This window comes from Rossellomorea aquimaris (genome assembly GCF_000935355.1).
In the GTDB taxonomy this organism is placed as follows: Bacteria; Bacillota; Bacilli; order Bacillales; family Bacillaceae_B; genus Rossellomorea; species Rossellomorea aquimaris_B.
Genome location: NZ_JXZC01000009.1, coordinates 101,114 through 113,505, shown reverse-complemented (window position 1 = coordinate 113,505; position 12,392 = coordinate 101,114). Strand labels below are relative to the sequence as shown.

The window sequence follows — 12,392 nt, the reverse complement described above, 5'->3', positions numbered from 1 at the left end:
ACCAATAGTATGGATTAACGGAAATAATTTATGTAATGTCTGGATGTGGCCGATAAGAATGATGGGGGAGTAAATGCGGTGTTATATAGTATTTGAGGGATCTAAGGTATTGAAAATGGCAACAATTTCACAGGAAGAAGAAGGTCGGGTCAGTAAATAAACTGAAAATAACCTTATCGTTTCAAAATGGTTCTTTGAAACGATAAGGTTATTTTGCCTAAGATTCTGTATGCATATGATCTTTCATTGTTTGTAATATTTTCTTCTCGAGCCTCGATACCTGGACCTGGGATATACCAAGTCGATCTGCTACTTCCGATTGGGTTTGGTCTTTGTAATACCTTAAATACACAATCAGCCGTTCCCGATCATCCAATTCCCGGATGGCTTCTTTTAAGGCTATTTTGTCAAACCATTTGTTATCGGTATTGTCGGCAATCTGATCCAATAGAGTAATGGGATCTCCGTCATTTTCATATACGGTTTCATGAATGGAAGATGGAGCCCTGCTCGCTTCCTGAGCCATGATCACTTCTTCTACCGAATACTCGAGATGCTCGGCAAGCTCACTCACCGTAGGAACCCTCCCAAATTTCTTGGAAAGTTCATCCTTGGCTTTACGGATTTTGTTTCCCATTTCCTTCAGGGAACGACTTACCTTTACCGTTCCATCATCCCGGATGAACCGCTGGATTTCCCCGATGATCATCGGAACAGCATAAGTCGAAAACTTGACGTCGTAGCTTAAATCAAACTTATCCACTGATTTCAGCAATCCGATACTGCCTATTTGAAAGAGGTCATCAGGTTCATATCCCCTATTGAGGAACCGTTGGACGACAGACCAAACCAGGCGCATGTTTTTTTGGACAATTAAGTCCCTGGCACTTTGGTCACCGTCCTGACTCTGCTTTATGAGTTCTTTCACCTCATGATCCTTCAAGAAGGTCTGTTCCTTTTCATTTTTAACTTCGACATCCATGGGCACGACTCCTTAATTGCATAGCGCTTTACTATTGGTCAAGTGCTTCTTTAGTCTTACCGTGGTGCCTGTACCTGGGTGTGATGACACTTCTATTTCATCCATGAAATTCTCCATAATGGTAAAGCCCATTCCTGAACGCTCAAGCTCTGGTTTGGATGTGAACAATGGCTGGCGGGCTTCCTCTACGTCTCCAATCCCTATTCCCTCATCACGAATGGTCATATCAATGAAGCCATCCTCTTCCATAATGACAGATATATAAACGGTACCATTGGGTCTGTTTTCATATCCGTGGATGATGGCATTCGTCACAGCTTCAGATACGACTGTCTTGATTTCGGTCAACTCATCCATCGTCGGATCTAACTGCGCAATAAACGAAGCAACGGTTACTCTGGCAAAGGATTCATTTTGGCTTAAAGAACTGAATTGAATGTTCATTTCATTTCTCATGTTATGCGACCCCCAATCTTTGTAATGCGTTTTCTTCAGACGGCTCAAGACGGATAATCTTAAACAACCCTGACATTTCAAATAATCGGTTTACAGAAGGGGAAATCGCACACACAACCATTTCTCCGTGCTTTTGTTTGATCTGCTTGTATCGGCCTAAAATCACACCTAAACCTGAACTATCCATAAAGCTTAATTCCTCTAAATTCAAAATGATATGCTTCACATTTTCACTTTCAATCAGATTCGAAGCTTTTTCCCTGAGCTCATCAGCAGTATGGTGATCCAACTCACCACTTAAACGGACACACAAAACATCTTTTTTGACTTCTAAGTTAATAGCAAGACTCACTATCAGAAAGCCTCCTTCTCTGTCGTATAGTGAGTCATTTCGCTATTCTTTTAGTGAATTCCTTCTCCATGACAAAACTAGAAGGAATTCGTCATAATTAGAGGTTATTTTTATCAGTGATCACGGTTTTACTTCCCAACTTTCGTGAAAAGTCCAAAGGATTTTTTGTATAACTCCCACCAGCTTGCGTCTTTCACATTTTTCTTTGCAACGAGAGTGCTTTCCAACACTTTTTCTCCTTTGTTCATGATGACAAGGGTCCCGACTTTATCTCCTTTTTTGATAGGAGCCTTAAGGTCTTTAGAGAGTGTTATCTTCTTTTCTACTTTATCCAATTTTTCACCTTTTTGTGTTAACAGGGAAATCGGCTCTTCCGTCACTGCATCCACTCTGTTTTGTTTCCCTTTCGATACTTTCACTTGTGCCAGGGAGTCTCCTTTTTTGAATAGAGGTTTGGTTGAATACTGATTGAAGGCATAATCCAGCATTTTACTTACCTCGTTGTTCCGCTCTTTAGGCGTCGGTGCTCCGAACACGACAGCAATGACTCTCATATTATCTTTCTTCGCCGTTGCCGTTAAACAGTATTTCGCTTCATTTGTGAATCCCGTTTTCAGTCCGTCTACTCCGTCATAGAAACGGACCAATTTATTTGTATTCACCAACCAGAACTTTTTATCCGTATCTTCACGCAGGTACGATTCATAACTGCCTGTAAACTTGGTGATTCCTTCATATTTTAGAAGTTCCTTGGCCATCATGGACATATCATGTGCCGAACTATAATGATCTTTGGATGGTAATCCTGTCGGGTTTTTGAAATGAGTGTCTTTCAACCCTAACTCTTGTACCTTTTTGTTCATCTTCTCAACAAAGGCTTCTTCACTTCCTGAAATATGCTCCGCCATGGCTACTGATGCATCATTGGCAGACCCGATCGCAATTCCTTTTAGCATTTCTTCGACAGACATGCTTTCACCTGGCTCCAGGAAAATTTGCGAGCCACCCATCGAAGCGGCATATTCACTTGCACGAACCTGGTCTTCCCACTTTATTTGACCCTTTTCAAGGGCTTCCATGATCAACATCATTGTCATAATCTTGGTCATGGATGCTGGTGCCAGCTTTTCATGGCTATTCTTCTCATATAATACCGTTCCAGTATCCCGCTCAATCAAAACGGCTGATTTCGCTACTTCAGCTAATTCCGATTTCTTCTCCTGGGCAAACCCCATTGAAGGAAACAAAAAAGCTGCTAAAACAAATGTAATCACTATATACGCAAAACGTTTCATCCAACTGTCCTCCAATCAAATCTCGTTTTAAATCAATACTCATAGACCCATTTTTTCCAACTGCATCATTTTTATACAAACATTGGTAAAAAAGTGAGGTTGGCCTATGGATGATAGGTTGTAACATAAAAAGGCCTCTGCCAAAAGAGGAATAATCCTCTTGGCAAAGGCCCGTATTAAAATTAAAGATCAACCCGTGATTTCAGTATGAATCAACGTAGGTGCTGTCACATGTTCAGATGTCACTTTGATGCTTTCATATAATTTTTCTTTTACGTTATCGATATTCTCATCATTGCTGTAAATCGTCACAAGTGAATCTCCCGCTTTGACCGAATCGCCAATTTTCTTGCGAAGTTCAAGACCAACCGCTAAATCGATAACAGAATCCTTGGTTGCACGGCCCGCTCCTAACCACATGGCAGCCGTCCCTACTGCATCGGCCACGATTTCTGATACATAGCCATCTTCTTTCGCTTCAAGCTCAACCTTATATTTCGCCTGTGGAAGTTTTGATGGATCATCCACAACGGATGGATCTCCACCTTGTGATTCCAGGAATACTTTAAAGTTCTCAAGAGCCGATCCATCTTCAATCGCTTTCTGTAATAGCGCTCTCGCTTCTTCCAATGTTGATGCTTTTTCAGCCAGGTATACCATATGACTTCCAAGAGTTAAGCATAATTCTGTTAAGTCTTCCGGACCTTCACCTTTTAACGTATCGATTGCTTCTTTCACTTCAACTGCGTTACCGATCGCGAAGCCAAGTGGCTGACTCATGTCGGAAATGACAGCCATAGTTTTTCTGCCAACGTTGTTTCCGATATTAACCATTGCTTTTGCAAGGTCTTTTGAATCGTCCAAGGTTTTCATGAATGCTCCGGCACCCGTTTTAACGTCAAGTACGATAGCATCCGCACCAGCAGCGATCTTTTTACTCATGATGGAACTTGCGATCAGAGGAATGCTATTGACCGTTGCCGTCACATCACGTAATGAATAAAGCTTTTTATCAGCCGGTGTTAAATTACCACTTTGTCCGATAACGGCTAACTTATTTTTGTTCACTAATCGGATGAATTCATCGTTTTCAATTTCCACATGGAAACCTTCGACGGACTCAAGCTTATCGATGGTTCCTCCTGTGTGACCAAGTCCTCGTCCGCTCATCTTCGCTACAGGTACTCCAACGGAAGCAACCAGTGGTCCGAGAACCAGGGTCGTTGTATCACCAACACCGCCTGTAGAATGCTTGTCTACTTTAATTCCTTCAATGGCAGACAGATCGATTTGATCTCCTGATTCAACCATTGCCATCGTCAGATCTGCTCTTTCTCTATCGCTCATGTCTTTGAAGAAGATGGCCATTGTCAGGGCACTTACCTGATAATCAGGGATGCTTCCATCTGTATATCCTTCAACGATATATTTAATTTCTTCTGTAGAGAGTTCTTTACCTTCACGCTTCTTCTCTATTAAGTCAACCATTCTCATTGTATTCACCCGCTCCTCTAGTATTGTCAAAGGGAAGTACCTTTAGTTTCTAACAACTCTTAGATTGATTTCACGATCTCTTTTACATATGCCAGGAAGTTTGCACGAACCAGTTCAGTTGTCTCCATCACTTCATCATGGGAAAGAGGTTGATCAAGGATACCTGCTGCCATATTTGAAATGCAAGAAATTCCGAGAACTTTGATTCCGCCGTGACGAGCGACAATCACTTCAGGTACAGTCGACATTCCAACCGCGTCTCCACCAAGCGTACGAGCAAGGCGGACTTCAGCAGGCGTTTCGTATGTAGGGCCAGTATTACCCACATACACACCTTCCTGCACTTCAATAGAGAGCTTCTTTGCGATTTCTTTCGCTTTTTGACGCAGTTCTTTACAATAGGCTTCTGACATATCCGGGAATCTTGGTCCTAAGCGGGAATCATTAGCCCCAATCAGTGGATTGCCACCCATATTATTAATATGATCTGTGATCAGCATCAAGTCCCCGGCCTTAAAGCTTTCATTCACTCCACCGGCTGCATTTGTCACGATTAAGACTTCGACGCCTAGTTCTTTCATAACTCGGACGGGAAATGTGACTTTATCGAATCCGTACCCCTCGTAGTAATGAAAGCGCCCTTGCATGGCTACGACTTCCTGACCCGCCAATTGACCGAACACAAGCTGCCCTGCGTGTCCTGCCACTGTCGAAACAGGAAAGTCAGGGATTTCTTTATAAGGTATTTTCACTGAATTTTGGATTTCATCAGCTAACACACCCAACCCTGATCCAAGGATGAGTCCGATTTTCGGTTGGCCTGTGTATTGGTTTTTTAAATGGTTTGCTGCATTTTGGATGTTTTCGTAATTCATTTTCATTACTCCTTTATTATCATTCAACGTAAAGAGGAGGAAACGGGCCGATGTTCCTGCACCTTCATCCCTCTCCCTTTCAATATTTATCCCAGGAATATCTATTTCAATTCTGATAAGAAACTTCGACCAAACTTCGGCATGGTCACATTAAAGTTGTCTGCCACGGTAGCGCCGATATCTGCAAATGTTTCAGAGATAGGCAGCTCTTTCCCTCCGTCAAAGCGTTTTGAATATACAAGAAGTGGGACATATTCTCTTGTATGGTCTGTTCCTGGTGCGGTCGGATCGTTCCCGTGATCGGCTGTAATGATAAGAAGATCATCTTCCGTCATTTTCTCGAACACTTCAGGAAGACGTGCATCAAATTCTTCTAACGCCTTTCCATATCCTTCTGGATCGCGACGATGCCCGTATAAAGCATCGAAATCTACTAGATTCAGGAAGCTTAAGCCTGTGAAGTCTTGGTCGAATGATTGAATGAGTCCGTCCATTCCGTGCATATTATGTTTCGTACGAATCGATTCGGTCACTCCTTCGCCATTAAAAATATCGGAAATTTTACCAATGGCGATCACGTCAAACCCGGAATCCTTCAGTTCATTCATTACGGTACGGTTAAAAGGTTTTAACGCGTAGTCGTGACGGTTGGATGTACGTTCGAACTCGCCTGGTTTACCGACGAATGGACGGGCGATCACACGACCTACAAGGTATTCCTCTTCTTTCGTGATCTCACGGGCGATTTCGCAAATTTTATACTGTTCTTCGATTGGAATAATCTCTTCATGAGCAGCAATTTGAAGGACAGGATCAGCTGAAGTGTAGACAATGAGAGCTCCTGTTTCCATATGCTCTTTTCCTAATTCTTCAATAATCTCAGTTCCACTTGCAGGCTTATTTCCAATGATCGTTCTGCCTGTCTCTGCTTCAAGTTTTTGAATCAATTTTTCCGGGAACCCGTCTGGATACGTTTTGAACGGTTTATCAATATTCAAACCCATTATCTCCCAGTGCCCAGTCATCGTGTCTTTTCCAACAGAAGCTTCCTGCATTTTCGTGAAGTATGCTAACGGCTTGTCAGCTTTTTCAATTCCTTTCACTTCTTTTATATTGGAAAGTCCAAGTTTTCCGATATTGGGCATGTTCAGCCCATTCATATGTTCAGCGATATGTCCAATCGTATCCGTTCCTTTATCATTGAATAATTCAGCATCAGGCGCTTCACCAATTCCCACTGAATCCATGACGATTAAATGAACTCTTTTGTATGTATAGTTACTCATTCAAGTAAACCTCCTATATGTTGTTCCTTATTTAAAAAAGCGTTTACATTTTTAATCTATAATCGTATCTTACCCTTATCTGCATTATAGCAATCGACAGGATTTAACGTCAGAAGTCTGACATCTATATTCTACTTTTCCCTATCCAAAAAAACAAGAGAGATCCCTTAAAGAATTCTATTTTCTTTAAGACACCTCTCTTCATCTTTTAAGCTCGAGGATGGAATTGTGAGTATACATCCTTTAAGCGTGTTTTCGTTACATGTGTATAGATTTGTGTGGTGGAAATGTCTGCATGACCGAGCATCTCTTGTACTGCCCTTAGGTCTGCCCCATTCTCCAATAAATGGGTTGCGAATGAGTGCCTGAGTGTATGAGGAGTCAGATCCTTTTCAATATTGGCTTTTTTCGCAAGAGCCTTTAAGTTCTTCCAGAAACCTTGTCTTGTCAAACCTTTTCCATGATGATTTAAAAATAGATGATCGTCCCGGTGCTTCTTGCTTCTCAATTTCAACCGGGAATCTTGAAGGTAATTCTCAAGAACATTCATTGCTGTCTGTCCGATGGGGATAATACGCTCTTTGTTCCCTTTCCCGATGCATCGTACAAAACCCATGGTCAAATGGACGTCATCTAATTTAAGTTGAATGAGCTCACTTACCCTGATTCCAGTCGCATAGAGGATTTCAAGCATCGCTTTGTCTCTCATGCCAAGGGGGGTAGATTCCTCAGGGGCTTCAAGTAAAGCCTCCACTTCAGCGATGCTCAATATCTTCGGAAGGGTACGCTCTGTTTTCGGAGTCTCAATATGGACAGTCGGATCTTGTTCCGTCGTCTTCTCCCTTAATAAAAATTGATGAAAAGATCTGATTGATGCCACATGGCGGGCAACTGTCTTAGAGGATTTCCCCTGGTTTTTTAAGTATCCGAGAAATTGGACAATATTCATTCTCGAAACGGCGTTCAGTTCCGATACTTCCTCAACCTTTGTTAAGTATAGTGCATAATTCTTTAAGTCACGCTGATACGACTCGATCGTATTCTTTGCCAGTCCTTTTTCTACTATTAAAAAATGCATGAAATCTTGAATATGGTCCTCCACACTGCATTACTCCCCGTTCATATAAAAAAATAATAACCGATCATACCAATGGCTTTCTTCATCGGTCACAGAAGAATATACCTTTACTGCCGCTCCCTCTGGTTCATCATATCTGTGATAACCTTCATATTCCTCACTGATCCACATGATACCATAGTAAAACAAAATCGTTGATCCAGTAAATAAAATAAACACTTTAATGGTTTGCCACACCATTTGAAATCCTTTTATCATTATGTCGTCCTCCATATTCATCGGTACTAACGCCTATTAATACAAGCTATGACGTTTTTAAACTGTTTTATACCTTATGGAGTTATAAACTGTGAAAATTTCTATTCAAATATGAAAAAAGCCTTAAAGAGTATGTATGGGATGTTTCAAGAGTGAAACAACGACAGGAGTCTTTAAGGCTTTCAGGCATCATATTATTCTTCTGGGTCCTCTTCTTTATCCTGGCATCTCGAACAAATGCCATGAAAGGTAAGGCGGTGATCTTTTATTTTAAACTTCCAATCTCGTTCAACAATCGTTTCCACGTCTTCTAAGAGATCTTCTTGAATTTCATCGACCGCTCCACATTCAATGCATACTAAATGATGATGAAAGTGGGCTGCCCCTTCTTGTCTGAGATCATAACGGGACACACCATCGCCAAAATTGATTTTATCTACAATTTTCAATTCAGATAGCAATTCCAACGTACGATATACGGTTGCCAGTCCGATTTCCGGAGATTTTTCCTTAACGAGGAGGTATACATCTTCGGCGCTTAGGTGATCTTCTTCATGTTCTAATAACACGCGTACCGTTGCTTCGCGCTGTGGCGTAAGCTTGTAGCTGGCAGAATGAAGTTGTTTTTTTATTCGTTCAATACGGCTTTCCATGGTCCTCTCCTCCCTCGTCAATGTCTTTACTATTATATCAAAAAGGGAGGAATAAGCAAAATAAAATTATTATAATTAAACAAATAAAACCATTCTTATATAAGAATGGTTTTATTTTATTTTCGAAATAACCGCTTCCATTAAATTGGGGGAAAGATAAGCCTCTATACTGGCTGCAATCGTGACAATCCCGATTGCTACCACCAAGAAAATCACGTATCTGGATAAGAACGGAATCATTTGAAACTGCATCGATGAAGTCTGCCTCATGAATATCTTTCGAATCAACGTAAGGGAGAAATTGGCGCTGATCGCTCCGATGAAAATAAACGCCGGAATAATAATGATATTTTGCGGTAAGACGCTGACAAAGGATAATAAAAACCCGCTCCACCCCATTTGATTCACCAGGAATCCAACCGAAAACCCCACTACTACACCCTTCATAAATAATAGAACGAAGATGAGGGGGAGTCCGATAATCGAGATGCCCAGTAACCACATCAGCCCAAGGTACTTTACATTATGAAGGAAACTCTGACGGAACAATTCTTCCGCTGACGTCATGCTCCCATCTTCCATTTCGGTGAAGAACTTACTTAAATAGAAATACAGGTCTTCCTTTTGGGCAAAAGACAATGAATTGACCACGATTGCTCCAAAAATGATCCCCATTAAAAACAACGTAATGATAAATAAATAGATTGAGGAATGTGCTTGTACATGTTGAACGAGTGGATTTGAATTTGATATTTTTTTGCGCATCACAGTGCTCCTCCTAGATATCGATTACTAAACTATATGTAGGGAGGGACACGTTTATTCTCCTCTCTTCTATTCTATTGAACTTCCATGGAGATAAACGTATAATCATAGAAACCTTATTGTGGAAGTGGAGGAATACATGATGAAAAATCCAAGTCTAATCGAGTTTCCTGATCGGATCGAAACTCCCCGCCTTTACATCAGACCGTGCATGCCCGGTGACGGATCCGACGTGTTTCGTGCCATCTCCGAATCAAGGAATGAATTCAAACCGTGGCTCCCCTTCGCCCGTAAAGAACAAACCCTTGAAAACGTGGAAGCCGGGATCCGGCATTCCTATGGGGAATTCATCAAAAAAACCGACATACGACTACATATATACTTGAAAGAGTCAAATGAATTTGTTGGATCGACTGGACTTCACCGCATCGATTGGGACGTACCCAAAGTGGAAATCGGATATTGGCTATACACGAAGCACACAAAAAAAGGCTATATGGCTGAAGCCGTGAAGGCGTTAACCCATTTCGCCCTGCACGACCTTTCCTGTAAGCGGGTGGAGATTCGTTGCGATGAGAGAAATACCGGTTCACGGAGGGTACCTGAAACACTGGGCTTCATGCTTGAAGGAATCATAAGGCATGATCGTATAGATGAGAGCGGGACAGAGACACGTAATACGTGTGTTTATTCTCTGATTCCCAGTGACCTCGATTAAGATTGGATCACTGCATGAAAACAGGACAGCCTATTCAGGCTGTCCTGTTTTCTCTTATTTTACAAACTTCTGAAGTTGCAGATATTGAACAGCATAAGCCGTTTTTGCATCGTAAATGCGCTGTTCCTTTATTAGCTGCGCCGCTTCCTCGACTGTCACTTCAATCAACTCCACAAATTCATCTTCATCAGTTTCTTTCGATTCCTGAATCGGATAAAGATCGTGGGCGATATACAAGTGAACGAGCTCATCCGCAAATCCGGGAGACGTGTAAAACGATATAAGATGCTCCAGGTTGTCACAGCCGTAGCCCGTTTCTTCTTCCAATTCACGAAGGGCGGTTTTATCCGGTTCTTCCCCCGGCTCAAGTTTTCCTGCAGGAATTTCGATGATGGATTTCTCCAGTGCTTTGCGATATTGCTCTACCATGACAAGTTTCCCCTCTGGTGTTAATGCAATAACGGCAACAGCCCCTGGATGCTTAATCAGTTCTCTCTTGGAAGTCTTTCCATTGGGTAGCTCTACTTCATCCACTTTGAGATCAATGATCTTCCCTTGATAGATCGTTTCCGTTGTGATCGTCTTTTCTTCAAATTTTTTCATCGTTCAACTCTCCTTGTTCTGTCATTGACCTTGTCCTCATACATTTTACCATATCCCATTCGAGGAACGAGGTGAAAGCCCCTTGAAGGTAATTGCTGAAAAAAACCGGATCATCCTGGTAGGGAAGGCATGGGAAATCAGGGCGAAACTAAAGCAATATAATCAGACTTACGCCACGGTGAAGGAATGGATTGAAGCCAATCGTTGAAACCAGCCGTTTCTTTTGTTTATTCATCCCGACTTTCGTTAATATAATAGAGAGTGCTAATGTCGAAAGGACGGATACAATGGAAAAAAGACAAATAGGAAACTCGGATTTATTTGTATCAAAAATGGGACTCGGTTGTATGTCACTTGGAACCGAAGAGAAAGCTGCCAAGGAAATTGTGCAACATGCTTTAAAAAATGGGATCAATTATCTTGATACTGCTGATTTATATGACTTTGGTCAAAATGAAGAGATTGTGGGGAAAGCCATCCGTGAGGTCCGGGATGACGTTATTCTTGCCACAAAGGTAGGAAATCGCTGGGATGACGTGGAAGATGGCTGGCGCTGGGACCCTTCCAAATCCTATATCAAGTCTGCGGTTAAGAAAAGCTTATCCCGCATGAAAGTAGACTATATCGACCTTTATCAGCTTCATGGCGGGACGATTGAAGATCATTTTGAAGAAACGATCGAGGCTTTTGAAGAATTAAAGAGTGAAGGTTTGATTCGCCATTATGGAATCTCCTCCATTCGGCCGAATGTCATTAAGCGATTCCTGATGAGTTCTTCCATTGAAAGCGTGATGATGCAATACAGCTTACTGGATCGCCGTCCAGAAGAATGGATGGACCTGCTGGATGAGAACAAAGTGGGCGTCATTGCCCGGGGGCCTTTGGCAAAAGGACTACTATCGGAAAAGATGCTTTCCAAAGCTTCTGCCAAAATGAAAGAAAACGGGTATCTCGACTATTCTTATCAAGAGCTTCAAGAGACGATAGAGTCCATTCATGGAAAAATGGGAGACACCCGTTCAATGAACGAACTTGCCCTTCAATATGATCTCGCCCATGATTCGGTCGCTGCCGTGATTCCCGGGGCAAGTTCTATCCAACAGCTTCAGGAGAATATCGATGCTGTGAATGCATCACCATTATCTCCTGAGGAGGTAGACATTCTTAAACAGCTGACAAAGTTATCCCGTTATGGGCAGCACAGGGAATAATGTTCAAAAAATCAGCAGGTCAGGGTTATTCATTCCCTGCCTGCTAATTTTTTTTGTCCGCTTGATGAGGCACTACTTCCACATCTCTCATCAATCCTTGTAATTCTTCCAATTCATATTGCTTTCATTCAGTAGCTCTTCAAAACTCTTATTCTTTTCCCGCTGCTTTTTCTCCTCTATTTTACGAAGACGCTCTTCTTCTTTTTTCACAGACTCTACTTTTTCAAGTTCTTCCTTCTTTTGCTTTAATTGTTCGAAGAGATCCTGGTTGATTGAGTTCTTTAATGTCAATTCTGCTTCCTGTTTCTTTTTCTTGGACATGTGGTGATTCCCCCTATCTGTCATAGTTATAAATCTTTTTTTGAA

Annotated in this window: 16 protein-coding genes; 3 read left to right on the top strand and 13 right to left on the bottom strand. The window is 41.8% G+C overall.

Features of this window, described 5'->3' with window-relative positions:
• Window positions 1-217: 217 nt before the first annotated feature.
• The 11 genes from sigF to spoIIM all read right to left on the bottom strand — a co-directional run bounded on the left by sigF (window position 218) and on the right by spoIIM (window position 9,494).
• A complete protein-coding gene (sigF, locus tag TV75_RS17620) occupies window positions 218-982 on the bottom strand; it encodes an RNA polymerase sporulation sigma factor SigF (protein WP_044340118.1) in 765 nt (254 codons plus the stop codon).
• A 12-nt stretch (window positions 983-994) separates the two neighbouring features.
• Entirely contained in the window at window positions 995-1,438 is a 444-nt protein-coding gene (gene spoIIAB, locus TV75_RS17615) for an anti-sigma F factor (RefSeq protein WP_044340117.1), read from the bottom strand.
• Window position 1,439: 1 nt separating this feature from the next.
• Window positions 1,440-1,790: an anti-sigma F factor antagonist gene (gene spoIIAA / locus TV75_RS17610; protein WP_044340116.1), complete on the bottom strand. Its 351-nt coding sequence runs from the start codon at window positions 1,788-1,790 to the stop codon at window positions 1,440-1,442.
• 128 nt (window positions 1,791-1,918) lie between these two features.
• Window positions 1,919-3,085, bottom strand: coding sequence for a D-alanyl-D-alanine carboxypeptidase family protein (locus tag TV75_RS17605; RefSeq protein ID WP_044340115.1), 1,167 nt, complete (start codon window positions 3,083-3,085; stop codon window positions 1,919-1,921).
• Between the two features lie 189 nt (window positions 3,086-3,274).
• A complete protein-coding gene (locus TV75_RS17600; RefSeq protein ID WP_044340114.1) occupies window positions 3,275-4,579 on the bottom strand; it encodes a pyrimidine-nucleoside phosphorylase in 1,305 nt (434 codons plus the stop codon).
• A 59-nt stretch (window positions 4,580-4,638) separates the two neighbouring features.
• Window positions 4,639-5,454, bottom strand: a complete 816-nt coding sequence (locus tag TV75_RS17595; RefSeq protein WP_044340113.1) for a purine-nucleoside phosphorylase — start codon at window positions 5,452-5,454, stop codon at window positions 4,639-4,641.
• A gap of 101 nt (window positions 5,455-5,555) precedes the next feature.
• Window positions 5,556-6,740 (bottom strand): phosphopentomutase, encoded by a 1,185-nt coding sequence (deoB, locus tag TV75_RS17590; protein WP_044340112.1) that lies wholly within the window; start codon window positions 6,738-6,740, stop codon window positions 5,556-5,558.
• Window positions 6,741-6,948: 208 nt separating this feature from the next.
• Window positions 6,949-7,842, bottom strand: a complete 894-nt coding sequence (gene xerD / locus TV75_RS17585; protein ID WP_044340111.1) for a site-specific tyrosine recombinase XerD — start codon at window positions 7,840-7,842, stop codon at window positions 6,949-6,951.
• Window positions 7,843-7,848: 6 nt separating this feature from the next.
• Window positions 7,849-8,076, bottom strand: a complete 228-nt coding sequence (locus tag TV75_RS17580; RefSeq protein WP_044340110.1) for a YqzK family protein — start codon at window positions 8,074-8,076, stop codon at window positions 7,849-7,851.
• Window positions 8,077-8,270: 194 nt separating this feature from the next.
• On the bottom strand, window positions 8,271-8,729 hold the full coding sequence (gene fur / locus TV75_RS17575; RefSeq protein WP_044340109.1) for a ferric iron uptake transcriptional regulator: 459 nt from the start codon (window positions 8,727-8,729) through the stop codon (window positions 8,271-8,273).
• Window positions 8,730-8,840: 111 nt separating this feature from the next.
• Window positions 8,841-9,494 (bottom strand): stage II sporulation protein M, encoded by a 654-nt coding sequence (gene spoIIM, locus TV75_RS17570; RefSeq protein ID WP_044340108.1) that lies wholly within the window; start codon window positions 9,492-9,494, stop codon window positions 8,841-8,843.
• Window positions 9,495-9,633: 139 nt separating this feature from the next.
• Here spoIIM and TV75_RS17565 point away from each other — a divergent pair, with 139 nt between their 5' ends.
• Window positions 9,634-10,212 carry a GNAT family N-acetyltransferase gene (locus TV75_RS17565; protein WP_367379321.1) on the top strand — a complete coding sequence of 193 codons (579 nt, stop codon included), beginning with the start codon at window positions 9,634-9,636 and terminating at the stop codon, window positions 10,210-10,212.
• Window positions 10,213-10,266: 54 nt separating this feature from the next.
• Here TV75_RS17565 and TV75_RS17560 read toward each other — a convergent pair whose 3' ends face one another.
• On the bottom strand, window positions 10,267-10,815 hold the full coding sequence (locus TV75_RS17560) for an NUDIX hydrolase (RefSeq protein ID WP_044340106.1): 549 nt from the start codon (window positions 10,813-10,815) through the stop codon (window positions 10,267-10,269).
• 82 nt (window positions 10,816-10,897) lie between these two features.
• On the opposite strand from TV75_RS17560, the gene mciZ reads away from it, so the two are divergent.
• Together mciZ and TV75_RS17550 are read left to right on the top strand one after the other, a co-directional pair.
• A complete protein-coding gene (gene mciZ, locus TV75_RS17555) occupies window positions 10,898-11,023 on the top strand; it encodes a Z-ring formation inhibitor MciZ (RefSeq protein WP_044340105.1) in 126 nt (41 codons plus the stop codon).
• A gap of 79 nt (window positions 11,024-11,102) precedes the next feature.
• On the top strand, window positions 11,103-12,026 hold the full coding sequence (locus TV75_RS17550) for an aldo/keto reductase (RefSeq protein ID WP_044340104.1): 924 nt from the start codon (window positions 11,103-11,105) through the stop codon (window positions 12,024-12,026).
• Between the two features lie 90 nt (window positions 12,027-12,116).
• Here the strand turns inward: TV75_RS17550 and TV75_RS17545 are convergent, their stop codons facing one another.
• Window positions 12,117-12,347, bottom strand: a complete 231-nt coding sequence (locus TV75_RS17545; RefSeq protein ID WP_082051340.1) for a YqkE family protein — start codon at window positions 12,345-12,347, stop codon at window positions 12,117-12,119.
• Window positions 12,348-12,392: the final 45 nt, after the last annotated feature.

Coding starts and splice junctions, on each gene's coding strand:
- fur (WP_044340109.1), bottom strand. CDS start 8,729: ATGGAAAGCCGTATTGAACGAATAAAAAAACAACTTCATTCTGCCAGC.
- spoIIAB (WP_044340117.1), bottom strand. CDS start 1,438: ATGAGAAATGAAATGAACATTCAATTCAGTTCTTTAAGCCAAAATGAA.
- TV75_RS17560 (WP_044340106.1), bottom strand. CDS start 10,815: ATGAAAAAATTTGAAGAAAAGACGATCACAACGGAAACGATCTATCAA.
- TV75_RS17580 (WP_044340110.1), bottom strand. CDS start 8,076: ATGATAAAAGGATTTCAAATGGTGTGGCAAACCATTAAAGTGTTTATT.
- TV75_RS17565 (WP_367379321.1), top strand. CDS start 9,634: ATGATGAAAAATCCAAGTCTAATCGAGTTTCCTGATCGGATCGAAACT.
- deoB (WP_044340112.1), bottom strand. CDS start 6,740: ATGAGTAACTATACATACAAAAGAGTTCATTTAATCGTCATGGATTCA.
- TV75_RS17550 (WP_044340104.1), top strand. CDS start 11,103: ATGGAAAAAAGACAAATAGGAAACTCGGATTTATTTGTATCAAAAATG.
- spoIIM (WP_044340108.1), bottom strand. CDS start 9,494: ATGCGCAAAAAAATATCAAATTCAAATCCACTCGTTCAACATGTACAA.
- TV75_RS17600 (WP_044340114.1), bottom strand. CDS start 4,579: ATGAGAATGGTTGACTTAATAGAGAAGAAGCGTGAAGGTAAAGAACTC.
- TV75_RS17595 (WP_044340113.1), bottom strand. CDS start 5,454: ATGAATTACGAAAACATCCAAAATGCAGCAAACCATTTAAAAAACCAA.
- sigF (WP_044340118.1), bottom strand. CDS start 982: ATGGATGTCGAAGTTAAAAATGAAAAGGAACAGACCTTCTTGAAGGAT.
- TV75_RS17605 (WP_044340115.1), bottom strand. CDS start 3,085: ATGAAACGTTTTGCGTATATAGTGATTACATTTGTTTTAGCAGCTTTT.
- TV75_RS17545 (WP_082051340.1), bottom strand. CDS start 12,347: ATGTCCAAGAAAAAGAAACAGGAAGCAGAATTGACATTAAAGAACTCA.